Here is an 18,344-nt window from a genome sequence, read left to right as displayed (position 1 = left end):
TTTAGCCTATAGAACTTGTTACGTTTTGATAAATAGAAAGGGGAGCATATTCGTAATCACCGGCTAATAAGTCTTTTACTTCACTTTCTCCCACAGGAATAAAGGTAATCTGAAACACTTGGCCTACTCTTTTATAGGATTGGACAGCTAGTTTTTGTTCGACTAGCTCATCTAAGGCTGTTTCAATTTCGACAAGGTTTTCTTTTTTTCGTCTTTTCCGAAAGCGGACTCTTGTCGAAAAATATAAATAATCTCTTGTGACATTGTATGAAGATTTTGTTTCATAGCAAATGAGACGCTCTTTTTGCATAACGAATAGCAAATGATAAGCGGCGTCTAAACTTAATTTTTCTACTTTATTTTTATAAATACGCACCGTTTGGCGTTGAATATAGTCTCTATATATCACTTCGTTGACGTGAATTTCAGCAATTCGCGTTCCGTTCGGCATCGTAGTAATATCCACAAAGTCAAAAATACCGTAGGCAATTTTCTTATTATGCTGTACTTTTGTCATGCTGTAGTGCTTCATTTTTGTAATTCTTTCTTCTATCATTTGATAGTTGCGCTTACTGTCTGTTTTATAAAGTGCTTTCACAAGGTCACCAATTTTTACGTTAATGATTTTCTGTGTAGCGAACAACTCGTCGCGCTGGCTCATGATTTCTAAAAACACTTTATAATCAAACCGATCTAAATCACTAATCTTGTTTCCATTTTCTTCAGCGTATTCTTTTTCTATTAACAATTCGTAATCTGTCCCGTCTTCAGAGTTATAAGTACTTAAGAAATATTCTTTTCCTTCTTTCTCTAATAGGGGTTGCTCGACGAGAAGCTTTGCTCTTGAGTTAGAGAAAAAAGGGTTCTCTACAGTTGAAAAAGGGCTTTCAATAATACTATGATTTCCGTTTTGGAAGCTTGGGTCCAGTATGGTCAGCCCAATAATAATAGATATATCCGTATGGATTGCTTTTTCTCGCTGAGTCTTGGTTTTTTGATGAATATAAGGATAATCCGTTAAGAAGAAGCTATCTTCTTGACTCCATTCACGTAGAATACCAATTCGTTTATCAATGACTTCTTCCGGAGATGATACGTTTTCAAACTGTTTGCAAAAGAGTTCTTTTCCGTTCGTTTTATAATAAGCTGTTAGCGCTTTGTATTCTCCAATCAGCTCTTTATTCTTCTTAGGCTTTTTTTGCTCATAATCGCGTATAGCAGCATCTAACCATCTGCGTTTCGTACGATTGAGAAAGTCTTTTTTTAAAATCCTCAACGCTTCGTTTACATCTTTATTTTCAAAGTGCTGCTGATAAAGAGGGAGGATGGTGCTTTCTAAATCACTTTTTATGCTTTCATTATAAACAGATAAGAGGCGTAATTTAGATACTCTATCAATGACTTCGCGTATGAGTAAAGATGAATAATCCATATACATCTAACCTCCTTAACCTTAAGTTAGTCATTTTAATTCTTAGTTGGATAGTGGCTTTAAATCTATTGTAATGCACGAAAGTTCGATGCTACAAACAAAAGACGGCTACTATCTATAGTCTATTTTTCATTATACACGTGCAAAGCAGGAGAAGGGGGAGATTTTCTCATTTTCTTTTTTAGTCATCTACATTTTGTCATGAAGCATCTACATTTGCCGTGTAGCTTATGTATGGAGAATAACCGTGTCCGCAAGACTGCTAATTCTGCTACCGAGTTTAATGGACTGATAGAAAGCATCTCAAAATAAAAGGTTATCAGCGATTAAAAGAGAATACTTTGTAAAACTACTAAATCCATACCGGAGGTCATAAATGAACCCTATACTAAATGAAGTAGGCACAGTTTTTATTCCTGTAAAGGACATAAAAAAAGCACGAGATTGGTATTGTGACATACTAGGTTTGATAGCAGATGGAGACATTTTATATGATCATTTATATGTGATACCTATGAATGGAACCGGAATTGTATTAGATAGCAAAACTTATTCAAAAAATACGCTTTTTAAAACGCCAGCTTTTCATTTGAATACAAACGATATCAAAGAAGCTTATGAATATATGAAACAGAAAAAAGTAGAGCTAACGACAGGAATTGAACACAATCACTGGTTTACATTTAAAGATCCAGATGGAAATCATCTTATGGTGTTTGAATGCTGAACCTACGGAACAATAAAAGAACCTTCAAGAGAAGGTCCTTTTATTGTATTGCCTTTGCATTTTACAGCTTGACAGATTTGTTTCTAAATTGAATCATTCTTACAATATTTATCACAATTGTTTTTGTTACAGCATAAGCCGGAATCGCTAAGATCATTCCAAGTATTCCTGCAATGTTACCCGCAACAAGCAATAAAATAATAATCGTTAAAGGATGAGTGTTTAATTTCTTTCCAATTACCAGAGGAGAAATAATGTTCCCATCTAACTGTTGAACGATTACGACGACGATAATTACTAATATCGCTTTTGTAGGAGAGTATAATAAACCTACGATTAAAGCAGGTGCTACGCCAATAAAAGGGCCGACGTACGGGATAATATTAGTAAGGGCTCCTATTAGTGCGAGTATCAATGCATAAGGCAACCCGATGATGAGGTAACCAATGAATGTACTAATACCGACAAACAAACAAACGAGCATTTGGCCTTGAATATAAGTAGCTAGCGTATTTGTTGTTTCTTTCATTGTACGTAACGTTTCTTTTCGGTAAGAAGCAGGAACCATACGCAGCGTATTTTTACGAAGTTTATGGCTGTCTTTAAGCATATAAAAAAGAATGAAAGGAACGGTTACAACCGTAAGTGTAATATTGGTTACGACGCTTAAAACAGATGAAATACTGTTTGTGAGATTCGTAGGTAAAGTAGACGCGTAGTTTAAAAGTGACTCTTCAATATGATCGAGCGAAACATATTTTTGTTCAACGAGCCAGTTAAACCATCTTGAGTTAGATAAATCATTTATGTACTCTCTCGTTTCTACAATATAAGACGGAATATTTTTAGCCAAATCAGTTAATTGTTTAGATAAAGTAGGTCCCACACCGCCTACAATAGAAGCAATTACGCCGATAAAAACAACATATAATAGTAAAATGGCCAGTGTTTTTGGCACTTTTTTTCTTGTGAGAAATGACACAATTGGTTCGAATAAAAAGAAAAGAAAACCAGCTACGAGAATAGGGAAAAACAAAGTGGAGATAAACACACCGATTGGTAGAAAAACAAACGAAATATGTTTACAAATGTAAATCAGTAAAGCAATCATTAATAGTTCTAATGTCCAAAAATGCAGTTTCGATTTAAACAAAAAGGTACCCTCTTTCTTTACTATTTTTTACTATCATACATCAAAAAAGAAACCCACTGCACGTTAAAAGTGGGCTTTTTAGTCTGTATAACTTTTATTTACATGAAAATTAGGATTTTTCCTCTTTATTTTCAGTAGTATCCTCTGGAGTTTTTTTGTCGTCATCCTGTATAATTCCTTCTGCTGCATTTTTAAATTCTCGCAGGGAATGTCCAAATGCTCGTCCTATGTCCGGCAATTTACTTGGTCCAAATACAATTAAGGCAGTAATCCCGATTACGACCATGCTTGTGGCTCCTGGCATGATATCCTCTCCTTTAAAAGCAATGAATATATGAAAATTAAAAAGAGATAGTAAATAAAGTGCATGTTTATACTATTCACTTTTCTCTTTAAAATTCCTTTATTTTAAATGATACGAAAACAAGGTGCAGCGGCTATGTACGATTTAAATGCTAGTAGTGATATTTCGCATACGAAATTAATTATAGCATTAAAGACAGTTGTTCGCCTTATTACACCCTTGTATAAGCTCTATGTAAGTTTGAAGAGCTTTGTATAAATGGAAGCTGCATGAACACAAACCGGTAAAAGGTGTGTTTATAATCAGCTGCAAGTAAAAGGCGGAACAAAAGTACCTTAGCCCAAGAAGTATCCGCACAATTAATCGAGATTATTGATTAATTGTGCGGTCTTTTTTTGTTGTGATGATGAACGTAGGTTTAGTGTGTTAATAATGGTAAAAACCTGCTCTGTAATTTTTACTGTTTTATAGATAAGTCAAATGACTCTTACTAATTGATAGATAACATGTATGAAAGAAATTACTTTTGACAATTGTTTTATAAGCAATTTATTACCTAAATGTGGATATAGGAAGTGTGAGCGAAGATATATAAAAGAATTATAAAAACATTTGTCTTTGTAAGCGTTTTATTCTTTATTTTAATAAAGAGCAAAAAAAGGATGTTTTTCTCTAAATTTTTACCATTGAATATTTTGAATAAAGTTCATAAAATAAACTTGTAAGCGTTTTAAAAGATTAGGAAGTATGTATCTTGAAAGTTGAATAGAGATTTATTTATGAAGAAAATAAATGTGATTTTTTTGCTTTTGATCACCGTTTCCGAGTAGACCTTAATAAGTAGCAGCAAATCGTTCATTTAATGAAATAAAGAAATAGATAGGAGTAGAGAAAAATGTACATCGGTGTCGATTATTACCCTGAACATTGGCCAGAGAATATGATAGAAGAAGATATCCAAGGCATTAAAGAGCTAGGATCAAACATGGTGAGAATAGGAGAGTTTGCTTGGCATCTAATGGAGCCTAAAGAAGGTGAATATGACTTTTCTTTTTTTGATAGCGTTATCAATAAGCTTAAAAAACAAAATATTGATGTTATGTTTGGTACACCTACTGCCACTTTTCCGGCTTGGCTTGCGAAACAGCATCCTTCTATTTTATCGAAAGATGAAAATGGGGCGGTCAGAGCCTTCGGAGGAAGACGTCAATATTGTTTTAATTCGCCTCTTTACCGGAAGTATAGCGCTCAGATTACAGAACAATTAGTAAAACAATACAGCTCAGAAGACGCAATTGTAGCATGGCAAGTTGATAATGAATTTGGCCATGAAGGTAGTGACATGTGTTACTGCGAACAATGTCATAAAGAGTTTCAGCAGTTTTTGGAAAGAAAATATAAAGATATTAATGAGCTAAATGAAAAGTATGGGACTATTTTCTGGGGACAAACATATAACGAGTTTACTGAAGTGCCTATGCCTGTAAAAACAATTACGACCCACAGCCCTTCGTTAAAGCTTGACTGGGCGCGCTTTCGCTCTTTTTCGTTAAACAGATACGCTCACGAACAAACAGCAATTGTGAAGAAATATAAAGGTGATCACCAGCTGTTGACAACAAACGTATCAGGGGGCTTTTTTGATAAATGGTTTGATCATGAAGAAAATCTAGAAGTAATGGACTTTGTATCTTATGACAATTATCCGGTATGGGGCGGTCAAACAGAGCCAATTACCCCAGCTCATATTGCACTAGGGCATGATTTTAATAGAGGTTTGCTGCATAAAAACTTCTGGATTGTAGAGGAGTTAATGGGCGCTCAAGGTCATGATGTCATCGGTTACCTTCCGCGACCTAACCAGGCAAAGATGTGGTCTTATCAGGCTTTTGCTCATGGATGTACGAATATGCTGTATTTCCGTTGGCGGGGAATGACAAGAGGAGCCGAGCAGTACTGCTATGGAGTTGTAGGTCACGATAATCACTATGGAAGACGCTACAAAGAAGTTCAGTCGTTATTTAGTGAAATCGTTCATTATGAACATGTACTCGAGTCTGATATTAAATCCGATGTTGCCGTTTTGTATGACTATGAAAATATATGGTCATGGCGCTTTCAGCAGCAAAGTGAAGGATTTGACTTTACGCAAGAGCTTCTTAGAGGATATACACCGTTTTATAAGTTGAATACACCTATTGATGTTATTCCTGCTGCGAGAGATTTTTCAAGCTATAAAGTACTGGTTGTTCCAGCTTTGCAAATAATTGATGAAGAACTAGGCAAGAGATTTACTGAATTTACTGAAAACGGAGGCGTCATCGTTTTTACGTTTAGAACCGGCATTAAAGACAAACAAAATAATATTCACTTTAAACAGACGCTGCCTGGATATGTAAAAGAAATAACAGGCATCGAAATTCATGAAGTGGAAGCACTGTCTTCTACTCAAAAAGCAGCCATTAAAGGGGTAGGACCGTATGAAGGAGAACAGTCAAGTGCGTCCGTGTGGAGAGACATTGTCACACCTGTAACAGCTGAAGTGCTGTATGAGTATGATGATCCATTCTATAATCAAGCCGCTGTAACAAAAAATCAGTTTGGTCGCGGGACGGTTTATTATGTAGGCTGTGGAATTGAAGGGCAAACGTTTGAAAAAATTACGCTTGATATTGTAAAACAGCAGCAGATTGAGCATACGGAAAGTGAAGATGGAGTTGAAGTATATCCTCGCAAGCTTGGAGAGAAAAGTTATTACTTCCTTATGAACCATACGCCAGAAGTAAAAGTATTTAAAGATATTGTTCTGCAGCCTTACGAAAGTCGAGTTGTAGAAAACATGTAGCAGCAACAGGAGACTAGAATCTCATAAAGCAATGAGATTCTAGTCACTCATAATATGATATGAAAGCGTTTTATAGGAGAAGGGAGTTAGGTTATATGAGCATGGGGGTACAGTCAAAAGTTTCTCTGAAAACCGTACTATCATACGGAATGGGAAGCTTTGGAAACAATATTATTTATGCATTAACAAGTACATATTTAATGATTTTTTATACGGACAGCGTAGGATTAAATGCCGCAGCTGTAGGAACTTTATTTCTTATTGCTAGGATATGGGATGGGATTGCAGACATTATTATCGGAATGATTGTTGATAATACAGAAACGAGATTTGGTAAGTTTAGGCCTTATCTTTTAATAGGCGGATTTTTTGCAGCTGTTGCTACAGTAGCGTGTTTTATTAGTCCTGATCTTTCTCATACAGGAAAATTAATTTACGCTTATATCACCTATATCGCATGGGGAACAAGCTTTGCTATTATGGATATTCCCTATTGGTCGCTTTCAGCAACGATTACACAAGATGTAAAAGAACGAAATAAAGTAGTGGCGTTTCCTAGAACCATTGCAGCAGTAGGGTCTTTATTTGCTAGTTTATTAACTCTTCCATTAGCTCATTATTTTGGAAACTGGTTTATGCTTAGTCTTATTTATGCGTGTATCTTAATGATTACAATGATTATTACATTTTCAGGAGTAAAAGAAAACTATACCGTAAAAAGACAGGAAAAGCAGACGCCAAAAGCAGTTTGGAACTTATTTATTCAAAATAAACCGTTGCGTTATCTAATTTTCTCGATGCTTTTAGTTGAAACGATTTTAACAATTCGAACTACGTTTTCTATTTACTATTTTAAATACAATTTAAATGCAGAGAATATCGCGTCTCTTTATTTAACCTTATTTTTTACAGCACAAATTGTAGGAGCGATTGCGTCTCCTTTCATTTCAAATAAATTTGGAAAGAAACGCGCAGCAATAGGGGGAATTGCGCTAAATGCTGTAGCCACTCTTACAATGTTTGTAACCGGTTTTCACGTTATGCCGGTGATGGTTTTAAGCTTTTTAGCTTCTTTCGGCGGTGGAGTTAGCAACATTGCTCAAACATCTATGCTCGCTGACTGTGTAGAATACGGCGAGTGGAAAACGGGGAACCGAGCGGAAGGAATGGTGTTTTCTACGAATATTTTCAAAACAAAGGTTGCTTCAGCAGTGGGTGGAGCAGTAGGCGGGTACATCCTTTCAGCAGTAGGGTACGTGCCAAATCAAATTCAGTCACACAGCACACTCATTTGGATTGCTTTAATCTTTACGATCATTCCAGGCATCCTTTGCTTGTTATCACTTGTCCCACTCGCAAAATATGAGTTGACGGAAAAGAGATATTTAGAAATTTTACAAGATATGAAAAAGCGCTCAGGCCGCATAAAAGAAAAACCGGCTATAAAAGTGTCTAGCTAATTAAAAATTAGCATAAGCATTGTACACAAAAACAACAAGAAAAAAAGACTGCATTTTCTCAGCTCCTCTTGCTATGATGTCAGGTAGACAGATATCAATGTAAAGAGGAGTTTTGTTTATGTTTATTAATTTTTCAAAAGAAGACAAAGATAAAATGCTGAATGAAATTCAAACGTTTTTTTATAACGAACGAGATGAAGAAATCAGTGAATTTGCAGCAGAAAATGTATTAGAGTTTATTAAAGAACATATCGGTCCTCACTTTTATAACCAAGCAATTAAAGATGCAGAAGATATTATGAACCAAGTCATGCTTTCTGCAGAAGAAAATTTACATGCATTAAAAAAACCAATTGAAAAGTAGTTCGAAAAAGAAAATATGAAATAGGAAAAAGCGTTTTATGTACAAAAACATAAAGCGCTTTTGTTTGTCTGTGAAACAAATTATTTGTTCGCATGAGTGATATATGATACATTCGTTTTAAGATAATATTAACGTTAACGTAAAGGTTATATTAGGAGTGTTTTGATTTAACTCGATGAGGGCATAACTTCAGCAAGCAGGGACATAATGAGGTAATTATATGAGGAAAGAAGGGACTATACGTGAGCAACATTACGAAAGACCAGCTAACAAAATCTATTGTGAAAGCAAATGAAAATCGTTTAACAGATAATAGTGATTTTGATATCTATCAAGAGCTAGAAAATGTGCTTCAAGGAGTCGGCTTATCAGCAAAAGACAGCGGAGGAAGCATTACGTTTTACGGAGAAGATCCGATTGTTCCTAGTACGCTGCGCCTTGCCTCAGCAGCAGCTATTGCACTAGTTGCTAAATCAGTAGCTGTCTCAAAAATTTGGAGAATACGCGGAGGAAAAGGTCAAGATATTCATATGGATTTACGAAAAGCGATCCGAAGGTTATCACCTTTTTACGATAAAAAATGGGAAAAGCTTAATGGGTACGCACCAAGTAAAGCAAATGATCCATATAACCCATTAGGCTTTCGCTTTTATCAAACAAAAGATGACAAATGGGTGATGCCGCTGAATCCATATCCACGCTCTAAGCATGAAACGCTAAAGCTGTTAAATTGTATAGAAGACCCTGATGCAGTGGCAAAAGCCATTCGCGGTTGGAATGCAGAAGAATTAGAAAAAGCTGCAGCGGAGCGAGGAGTTATCATGCCTGTTGTGCGGACAATTGAAGAGTTTATGAAAGAACCCGTGTATGAAGAAGTAGCGCAGCTTCCTTTAATTGAAATTGAAAAGATTGGAGAAAGTGAGCCGATTCCTTTTTCAAAGAATCCTAAAATGCCGCTAGATGGTGTTCGAGCATTAGGCCTTGGTCATGTTATTGCAGGAGCAGGATTTGGTAGAGCTCTTGCTTTACACGGTGCGGACGTCTTAAATATTTGGAAGCCAACGGATTGGGAGCATGATACGATTTACGCTACGTCTAATATCGGTATGCGCTCTTCAACGCTGGATATCGGTGAAAAAGAAGGAAAAGAAAAAATGGTTGAACTTCTAAAAGAAGCAGATATCTTTTTTGCGAACCGTCGATACGGATTTCTAGAGAGATACGGTCTAACAGCTGAAGAGTGTGCCGAACTAAAACCAGGAATCATCCACTGCACGGTCAACCTGCATGGAACGCAAGGAGAGTGGGCAAAAAGAAATGGATTTGACCAAACAGCGGGAAGCGTAACGGGAGTCATGGCGTTAGAAGGATCGCCAGAAAATCCTAAGCTGCCTCCTATTGTAGTGGTCAATGATTATGCGGTTTCTTGGCTGCTTGAAGTCGGTGCTTTGATGGCACTGGAAAGAAGAGCAAAAGAAGGAGGCAGCTACCGCGTGCGTGTATCATTAGATCGCGTATCTTTATGGATTTTATCAATGGGCATCTATGAGAAAGCGTACGCTCATCAAACAGCTGGTTCGTCAGAGAAGCATGAGTACATTGCACCGGATCTCTTTACGGCCCAAACACCTTTAGGATTGTACCAAGGGCTTACAGAACAAATCGAAATGTCGGAAACTCCAGGGGAATATAAAACGGTTCTGGTTCCTCGAGGTTCTTCACGCCCAGAGTGGTTGTGATAACAAGAGGCTGAGACAAAAGTATTTTAGTTGAAAGAAAATCCGAACGATGAATCGAGATTCTTGGTAAAGGATCCAACTCGTTCGGATTTTTTCATGGTGATGGTGAACGTGGATTTTGTGTATTCTGTTGCTTCTAGCTGCTGATCGGAGTGCAAGGCGAAGACTCCTGCGAGAAAAGCGGAATAGTTGAGACCCCTCAGGAGTGTAAGCAACGAGGAGGCTCACCGGCCGCCCGCGGAAAGCGAAGCCCTGCACGGAAATCAATTCATTCAATTCGCTCGCCTTTGGATTAAAATGATTTGGGTATGTCCAAAGCTCATTTTGAGAGGTGAATTTAAAATGAAAAATAAGAAAAAATATTTGAATAATTATATGATTTCTTATATAATAGCGAAAAGGATGAGGAGTTGACTTGTAATGGAAAACTATACGTCCCGCAAAATGACACAAGAAGAAGTAAAAGTATCAGACGCGACAGCAGCTCAACTAGTGCTAAACAAATCTCTTCGTGACTTTAAAAAAGCACAGCTTTTACTGCAAATTGATCAGTCTTTAGAAAAAAGAGATAAAGAAACTTTTTTACGTTTAACTGAAGAGTTAAAAGAAGTTTGTTAAATAACCTACTAACATAAACAATCAGCCTTTGCTTCTAGTGAGCAAAGGCTTTTTATATGGGAAAAAACGGATGAATGTTTTGTTTTTTCTGAAAGCGGTAAAAGTATAGTATGGATGATAAAGCAAAAATCAAGAAGTCTCTTACTTTATTATTTTTTGCTTTATCATCTACAGCATCTAGATGGTAACGCATCATGAAAGAACAAAAAGAGAGAGGGTTCTTTATATGTATAACAAAATCTTAGTCGCCTTTGACGGTTCGGCACCTTCTATTCGTGCTCTTCAACATGCAAGTAAACTAGCTAAAAGCGTAAATGCCAATAAGCTGACAATTGTACATATTAAGGAAAGAATTCACTTGCAGCAGCCTGTTTTTAGCGTTGACTTAGACGCACTGATAGAAGAAGAAAACCGCGATATTTTATCTGAAGCTCACAATCATTTAACTCAATCAGGTATTCCATATGAGGCATACGGTTTAGAGGGCACCGCTTCAAAGAAAATTATCGAATACGCACATGACAATCAACAAGACGTCATTGTAATAGGAAGTCGAGGAAAGGGCTTTGTGAAAGAGACATTTTTAGGAAGTGTAAGTCACGAAGTTGCTCAATCCGCAGAATGTCCTGTTATCATTGTTAAATAAAAAGCATGTTCTCCAGGGAGAACATGCTTTTTGTTATGAGTTAATCTGTGTCGCCTTTAAATCGTCTAGTGCTTTAGCTGGTTGGGAATTTTTAATACGGTAAAAACGCAGAAGTTCTCTAAGCAATACACTACTTTTATTAGAAGCTCTAAGAAAATGAAAAAAATACATGTCTAAATAACTAATAAGACGAGGTAAGACCTAGAAAAAGGTATAGCTGTAAAGCCTTACACTTCCATAAGTTATCTCTAAATTCGATAAATTAGCATATATACCGCTTGATTTACTTCTGTTATCCTTTTGTTTGCAGAAAAACTTATAGTGTCAGACGCACAGGGGTATAAAAGTTTTCGCTCTTTTGAGTATATGACTTTTTACAAAAACAACGCGATCTCCACTCTTTTTTCTACTAGCAAACTAAAAAGTGTAGAGAAAGTGATAAAAATACGTAGAGGATACAAAAACAGAGGTAGAAACGTTTTTTCCTTTACATCATAGCTAAAAAGGATAGAAAGCAGGTATGCATGTGCAAACAACACAATTCAACAAAAAGAACAGGCGAGGTGAGAAGACGGCTGGTTCGCATACGGACAAAAGTAAGAAAAAATTCATTTTTGAGACTAGTTCTTTAAAACGATGGCATATTATTGTAAGTCTATTTATACTCGTAATTATTTTTACTCTTTTTTCAGCTTTCGTTTCAGGCTTAAGCCTTCACTTTAATCCGGTCTTGCCAACATGGGGGACTGAAGAAAAGAATGAATTTTCGACTATTTATCCGTCCGATAATGATAGCGGCCAGCTCTCTTCTTTTTCAGAAGATGAGTCTCATAAAAAGTTTTTAGAAAACCGGATTGTGAACAAAGATGATTTTTATGCGTTCTATGTTAATTGGGATAAAAATAGTGAGCGTTCATTAAAAAATAATATTGACCAAATTGACGTTCTTGTACCTCAATGGTTTTCATTAAATTCGAACTTGGAATTAAAAAGCAGTGTTCAAAAAGATATCGGAGATTTTGCTAAAAAGCATCATACAAAGGTTTTACCGCTGCTCACAAACGAGTCAAATGGAAAATGGGATGAGCAAACGGTTCACCGCTTGCTGCAATCTCCTCAGGAACAATCCAAACTCATACATAATTTACATCATCAAATTAAAGAGAATGGATATGATGGAGTAAATATAGATTTTGAAAATATCAAAAGCAGCGACAGAGAGTTACTAACAGATTTTATGAAGAAACTTTATACAGCCTTCCATGAAGATGGCTTAATGGTAACTATGGATGTGCCTCCAGCTAATAAAGCATTCGATTATAGTGGTTTAGAACAGTATAATGACCGTATGATTTTAATGATGTACGACGAGCACTTTCAAAGTCCAGGTCCTATTGCTTCATTTTCTTGGTATCAAAACAATTTATCAAAATCGTTAAAAGATAAGATGATTGTTAGTCTTGGAAACTATGGATATGACTGGAACGAAAAAAGCAAGCAAGGAGGAGAGGTTGTATCATTTGAAGACGTCATGCGAATGGCTCAAAAAGCCCACTTGAATGTTGAGTGGGATGATGAAAGCAAAACGCCATATGTAAATTATAAAGACGGAACGGGTACGCATGAGCTATGGTTTTTGGACAGCGTGACATTTTATAACCAGTGGAAAGCTGCTTCATCAAGCGGTGCCAAAGGAGTTGCTTTATGGAGACTGGGAACGGAAGACCCGTCTGTATGGGATGTAGTAAAAGGACATAAAGTAAGTGAGATTCAGACTGTTAAAAATGGAGAAATTGCTTACAATTATGGAGAAGGAAGCATACTTCATGCAAAAACAGAGGCTTCTCCGGGAGAAAGACGTTTTGCTTTTGATTCGAAAGGATTTATTTCAGGGGAAGAGTACACAGCAATGCCGCAAGCTCCTGAGATTGAGCGGTTAAGCAAAATATTTAACAAAGAAATTGTTTTGACATTTGATGATGGGCCAGATCCTAAATACACAGAGAAAATTTTAAAAATTTTAAAAGCTCACAATGTAAAAGCTACTTTCTTTATGATTGGTGAAAATGCAGTATTTCATCAAGATATTGTTAAACAAGTATATGAAGATGGTCATGAAATTGGAAATCATACGTTTTCCCACCCAAATACAATCAATATTTCTAAAAATCAGCTAAAGTATGAAGTAAATGCAACAGAACGAGTCATTCAAGGTATAACTGGTCATTCATCTATTTTATATCGTCCTCCGTATGGAGATAATCAAAGCACTTATAATGGTTACGATGAAACGGTATATGACCCAGCTTCATTTCAAAAAATGGCGGATACGACGAACATGGGATATATAACGGTTAACTACGATATTGATTCGAGTGACTGGAAAGCCAAAAATAGTAAAGAAATTGTAAACCGTGTGATGAAGCAAGCAGAGAACGGTGATATTATCTTACTTCATGATGGAGGAGGAAACCGAGAAGCAACAGTAGAAGCACTGCCTCAAATCATTGAAAAGCTACAGGCGCAAGGGTATACATTTGTAACAGCAGGTAATTTGACTAACAAAAGCAGGGAAAGTACAATGCCAGCCGTTTTAAAAGCAGAGAATCCTATTATTCAAAACATCAAATTGATTCTAGTGAATATTGCTGCGCTGCATACTGTTTTTTTCGTTTTGTTTTATGGAACATTAATTGTATTTACACTGCGTTTGCTTATTGTATTTTATCTCGCTCTTAAACATAAAAGAAAAGCGGATAAACTGCAGTTTGATGCTTCATATCAGCCTTTAGTCAGCGTAGTTGTCGCTGCATACAACGAAGAGAATGTCATAAACAGGACAATTAAATCGGTGTTGAAGAGTTCATATCAAAACCTTGAGATTATTATGGTTGATGATGGTTCAACAGATGGCACGTCAAAGACTGTTACTGAAGCTTTTAAAAACAATGACAAGTTTCGTCTTCTTCGAAAGAAAAACGGAGGAAAGGCTGCGGCGGTCAATTTGGGTATCCAAAAAGCACAAGGAGATATTATTGTGTCAATTGATGCCGATACCATTATTTCATCTGAAGCTATATCGCTTATGGTAAGACACTTTAACGACGAAAAAGTAGGAGCGGTATCTGGGAACATCAAAGTAGGAAATGTCCGTAATTTATTAACAACATGGCAGCATATTGAATATGTGTCAGGTTTTAATTTAGAGAAACGTGCTTTTTCCATGCTTAATTGTGTGACGGTTGTTCCAGGCGCAATAGGAGCATGGCGAAAAAAACTTGTTCAAGAATTAGGGTATTTTACGGCCGATACATTAGCTGAAGATACAGACATGTCTCTGCGTATATTGCGCAGCGGTTATAAAATTTCAATTGAAGAGAAAGCAAGTGCATATACAGAAGCACCGGAAAAGCGTAAAGATTTTCTCAAACAGCGCCATCGCTGGAACTTTGGGACTTTACAGTGCTTATGGAAGCACAAAAGAGCTTTTGGAGGGCGTAAGCATAAAGCATTAGGTTTTATGGCTCTTCCTAATATGCTGCTGTTTCAATTCATTTTTCCTTTATTTGCACCATTTTTAGACCTTTTATTTGTTTTGAGGCTATGTACTGGAGATGTTAAACATTCGGTTCTTTTATACGGGTGCTACTTTATTGTTGATTTTCTTGTTTGCTTAGTGGCCTTTAGATTAGAGCGAATAAGCAGTAAACCATTGATTGCTCTAGTGATACAAAGAATTGTGTATCGCTACTTATTACTATGGGTAGCTTGGAAGGCAGTTTTAGCTGCATTAAAAGGAACAAAAGTAGGGTGGAACAAATTAAAACGCTCCGGAAACTTGCAGGTAACGAGAGACAGTTCAACTGAGAGAACTGGGTGAAATTGCACTATTTAACGAGGTTAATTAGCTTTTGCTGATTAACCTTTTTTATTAGAAAAACAGTAAAGAGTTCGCTTAATAATGATATTTAAAAGAACCTTCATTTTTACGCGTATCCATAGGGATCATTCACATCCCTTTTTTGTTCATTAAAATGCTGTTCTGCTTACGTATCCGTTCCTTCTACCTATGGTAAAATGTCAGAGAATAACGCTTATTTGACCAATTCAGTACAGTTGTATCAACAGAGGAAGCTTCTTCTTAGAAAACTTTTCATAGTATAAAGATAATTATTTTGTGGCGTATTTGTATTCTGCACAGTTTCTTCAATTATTACTTTTATAATGAAAGCAAAGGATGTGAATAAATGAATCAAATTTCTATTAAGCTCGGACTCTTATTTTTAATGTTCATTTTACTAATTGAAGCGGCTCTCTTTTTTTACTTATATAGCGGTCTTGCCAACACACGAATTTCGGAAGAATTAGAAAGTTTGCGTTTAAGAGGAAACAGTCACCGGGAAGTATTAGAGAAGCATCATGATGCGGCTACGCTTAACCATGTTGCACTGATGGAATCTGAAGCAGAAACTGATGTTGTCATAACAGATAAAACAGGAAAAATTATCAGTTCATCTAGGCCTTTAATTCAAGGTGCAAGAAAAGCAGTAGAGAAATGGAAAGGAAAGTCTCTTACATACAAAGGTGAAATTATGCAAGGCGACTGGAAAAGCAAACCTTATATCGCCACAGCATCACCTATTGAAAAAGGCCGTCAGCAGTTTGGAACGGTTTATATGTTCAAAAACACAAATGATATTCACGAAATGATTGCGAGACTACAGCATCATTTTTACGTAGCGGGAGCTGTTTCCATTTTATTTTCGATTGTGACTATTTTTGCTCTGTCTAAATTTATAACCGCTCCTTTAATCAAGATGAAAAAAGCAACAGAGAAGCTGAGTCAAGGGGATTTGTCTGTAAAGCTTGGTGCTCATTCAAGAGATGAACTTGGACAATTAGGAACGTCCATTCAATCGCTAGCGAATGAGCTGCAGCGGTTACGAAAAGAGAGAAATGAATTTTTAAGCAGCATTTCACATGAACTTCAAACTCCTTTGATGTATTTAAAGGGCTATGCGGACGTAGCGAGAAGGCCTTCTAATACACCGCAAGAACGTGATAAATATCTTACCATTGTGGAAGAAGAAGCGGAAAGAATTTCACAGCTAGTCAAAGATTTGTTTCAGCTGGCGCAGCTGGATCAGCACACATTTTTTATTCAAAAACAAAAAGTAGAACTGGCTACGTATTTGCACGCCATATGCGCGCATTTTCATTTAGCTTTAAAAGAAAAAGAGATGGAGCTGGACATAAGCTGCCCTCAAGGTCTTTACATTTCACTAGATCCTGAAAGATTTCAGCAAGTGATTATCAATTTACTTGATAACGCAATGAAATATTCAAAAGAAGGGACTAAAATTGATGTAATTGTAAAAAAATCAGCTGAATCATTGACAATAACTCTTAAAGATCAAGGAATAGGCATTCCAGAAAAAGATCTGCCTTACGTATTTGACAAGCTGTATCGAGTGGAAAAATCTCGCTCGAGAAAAAGCGGAGGTTACGGATTAGGCTTATCAATTGTAAAGGAGATTGTAGAAGCTCATGGAGGAGACATAACACTCACAAGCGAGATCGGAAAAGGAACGACTGTAGAGATTGTATTAAGAGAGGATGGATAGGATGCCAACTATTTTATTAGTAGATGATGAAGCAAGGATGCTGGATTTACTGGAACTTTATCTGCTGCCAAACGGATTTACATGTATAAAATTTGAAAATGGCACAGAAGCGCTGCGCTATCTTTGTGAAGGCAAAAAAGCAGATTTGATGCTATTAGATATTATGATGCCAAGCAAAGATGGGTGGGAGATTTGCCAAGAAGTAAGAAAAATGTCTGATATACCAGTGATTATGCTCACAGCCCGCAGCCAAACGTTAGATGTAGTAAAAGGATTAAATATAGGGGCAGATGACTATATTACTAAACCGTTTAGCGAAGAAGAATTGGTTGCACGCATCAGCGCGGTTCTTAGGCGTTCCTTAAAAGAAAAGAATGAAATCACCTATAAAGGGTTAGTATGGAGCAAGGAAGACCACGTATTACAATATAAAAATCAGTACATTCAAGTGACCCCTAAAGAGTTTGAATTAGTGGGATTACTTCTTCAGCATTTAAATCGTGTGTTCAGCCGGGACGACTTGCTTGTGTTAGTGTGGGGATATGAGGCTGAGATTGGAGATCGTACTATTGACTCCCATGTGCGAAATGTTCGGGATAAGCTTAGAAAAGCGGGTTTTCCTGTAGACGAATACCTGCAAACAGTATGGGGAATAGGCTATAAGTGGGTTGATGTTAGTTGAAAATGATATGAGCATAGCTATCGAAATTGGTGAAAAGATAAAATAAGCGTTTCTTTCCCTTTACATAGGGTAGGGGGGTATAGTATGATGAAGTCATGAAGGGAGGATGTTAGATGGTCGAAGCGAATCACATGAACAGTGAAGAAAAATGTTGTACGATAAATAGTGAAAGAAAAAGTCACCATTCTCCAGAAGTGAAAAAAAATCTAACAAGCCGATTAAATCGAATTGAAGGACAAATTCGAGGAATTAAAGGATTAATTGAAAAAGATACGTATTGTGACGACGTGATTACTCAAATCGCAGCTGCGCAGTCTGCTTTAAATAGTGTAAGTAAAATTTTGCTTGAAGGTCACTTGAAGCATTGCATTGTAGAACGTGTGCAAGATGGTGATGAAGAAGTAGTAGATGAATTATTAACAACCATTAAACGATTAATGAAATAAAGGAGATGCTAGAAATGGAAAACGTAACATTATCAGTACAAGGAATGTCTTGCGGTCATTGCGTCAAAGCTGTTGAAGGCGGCGTAGGCGAACTTAGTGGCGTTAAAAGCGTAGAAGTAAGCTTAGAAGATGCAAAAGTAACAGTGGCATTTGATCCAAGTCAAGTAACGGTTGAAGATATTAAAGAGGCTATTGATGACCAAGGTTATGACGTAGCATAAACATCATCGCGTGCGAATACCTTCGCACGCTTGATTTAAGAAAAATATATACCCCTTATAGGTATATAACAGGAGGCGAAACG

The 18,344-nt window shown here is 36.6% G+C and carries 15 protein-coding genes; 12 read left to right on the top strand and 3 right to left on the bottom strand.

All coding sequences use genetic code 11. From position 1 onward, the window contains the following. Position 1: 1 nt before the first annotated feature. Complete coding sequence (locus AC2YJL_RS14745) at positions 2 to 1,432, bottom strand: hypothetical protein (RefSeq protein WP_014460532.1); 1,431 nt, start codon at positions 1,430 to 1,432, stop codon at positions 2 to 4. A 376-nt stretch (positions 1,433 to 1,808) separates the two neighbouring features. Between AC2YJL_RS14745 and AC2YJL_RS14740 the strand changes: the two genes are divergently transcribed. Then, entirely contained in the window at positions 1,809 to 2,159 is a 351-nt protein-coding gene (locus AC2YJL_RS14740; protein ID WP_369360676.1) for a VOC family protein, read from the top strand. A gap of 61 nt (positions 2,160 to 2,220) precedes the next feature. On the opposite strand, the gene AC2YJL_RS14735 is transcribed toward AC2YJL_RS14740, so the two are convergent. Both AC2YJL_RS14735 and AC2YJL_RS14730 read right to left on the bottom strand, forming a co-directional pair. Next, a complete protein-coding gene (locus tag AC2YJL_RS14735; RefSeq protein WP_016763781.1) occupies positions 2,221 to 3,312 on the bottom strand; it encodes an AI-2E family transporter in 1,092 nt (363 codons plus the stop codon). Between the two features lie 109 nt (positions 3,313 to 3,421). Beyond that, positions 3,422 to 3,616: a twin-arginine translocase TatA/TatE family subunit gene (locus AC2YJL_RS14730; protein ID WP_043981948.1), complete on the bottom strand. Its 195-nt coding sequence runs from the start codon at positions 3,614 to 3,616 to the stop codon at positions 3,422 to 3,424. Positions 3,617 to 4,511: 895 nt separating this feature from the next. On the opposite strand from AC2YJL_RS14730, the gene AC2YJL_RS14725 reads away from it, so the two are divergent. The 11 genes from AC2YJL_RS14725 to copZ all read left to right on the top strand — a co-directional run bounded on the left by AC2YJL_RS14725 (position 4,512) and on the right by copZ (position 18,261). Then, positions 4,512 to 6,461, top strand: a complete 1,950-nt coding sequence (locus AC2YJL_RS14725) for a beta-galactosidase (protein WP_369360673.1) — start codon at positions 4,512 to 4,514, stop codon at positions 6,459 to 6,461. A gap of 95 nt (positions 6,462 to 6,556) precedes the next feature. Continuing rightward, on the top strand, positions 6,557 to 7,921 hold the full coding sequence (locus AC2YJL_RS14720) for a glycoside-pentoside-hexuronide (GPH):cation symporter (RefSeq protein ID WP_251567889.1): 1,365 nt from the start codon (positions 6,557 to 6,559) through the stop codon (positions 7,919 to 7,921). A gap of 118 nt (positions 7,922 to 8,039) precedes the next feature. Beyond that, complete coding sequence (locus tag AC2YJL_RS14715) at positions 8,040 to 8,285, top strand: DUF2164 domain-containing protein (RefSeq protein ID WP_013082790.1); 246 nt, start codon at positions 8,040 to 8,042, stop codon at positions 8,283 to 8,285. Between the two features lie 242 nt (positions 8,286 to 8,527). Beyond that, positions 8,528 to 10,024: a CoA transferase gene (locus tag AC2YJL_RS14710; protein ID WP_251567890.1), complete on the top strand. Its 1,497-nt coding sequence runs from the start codon at positions 8,528 to 8,530 to the stop codon at positions 10,022 to 10,024. A gap of 420 nt (positions 10,025 to 10,444) precedes the next feature. Next, positions 10,445 to 10,642, top strand: coding sequence for an IDEAL domain-containing protein (locus AC2YJL_RS14705; RefSeq protein ID WP_013056608.1), 198 nt, complete (start codon positions 10,445 to 10,447; stop codon positions 10,640 to 10,642). 226 nt (positions 10,643 to 10,868) lie between these two features. After that, entirely contained in the window at positions 10,869 to 11,288 is a 420-nt protein-coding gene (locus AC2YJL_RS14700) for a universal stress protein (RefSeq protein WP_060747452.1), read from the top strand. Between the two features lie 526 nt (positions 11,289 to 11,814). After that, on the top strand, positions 11,815 to 15,168 hold the full coding sequence (locus AC2YJL_RS14695; protein ID WP_251567891.1) for a trifunctional glycoside hydrolase family 18/polysaccharide deacetylase/glycosyltransferase family 2 protein: 3,354 nt from the start codon (positions 11,815 to 11,817) through the stop codon (positions 15,166 to 15,168). 367 nt (positions 15,169 to 15,535) lie between these two features. Beyond that, entirely contained in the window at positions 15,536 to 16,912 is a 1,377-nt protein-coding gene (locus AC2YJL_RS14690) for a sensor histidine kinase (RefSeq protein ID WP_251567893.1), read from the top strand. 1 nt (position 16,913) lies between these two features. Then, a complete protein-coding gene (locus tag AC2YJL_RS14685; protein ID WP_251567894.1) occupies positions 16,914 to 17,594 on the top strand; it encodes a response regulator transcription factor in 681 nt (226 codons plus the stop codon). A 113-nt stretch (positions 17,595 to 17,707) separates the two neighbouring features. Continuing rightward, positions 17,708 to 18,040 (top strand): metal-sensitive transcriptional regulator, encoded by a 333-nt coding sequence (locus AC2YJL_RS14680; RefSeq protein ID WP_013056612.1) that lies wholly within the window; start codon positions 17,708 to 17,710, stop codon positions 18,038 to 18,040. A gap of 14 nt (positions 18,041 to 18,054) precedes the next feature. Then, on the top strand, positions 18,055 to 18,261 hold the full coding sequence (gene copZ / locus AC2YJL_RS14675; protein WP_195694450.1) for a copper chaperone CopZ: 207 nt from the start codon (positions 18,055 to 18,057) through the stop codon (positions 18,259 to 18,261). Positions 18,262 to 18,344: the final 83 nt, after the last annotated feature.

The sequence above is a fragment of the Priestia sp. SRI_019 genome, from assembly GCF_057586255.1.
This window is presented reverse-complemented; position numbering and strand designations above follow the sequence as displayed.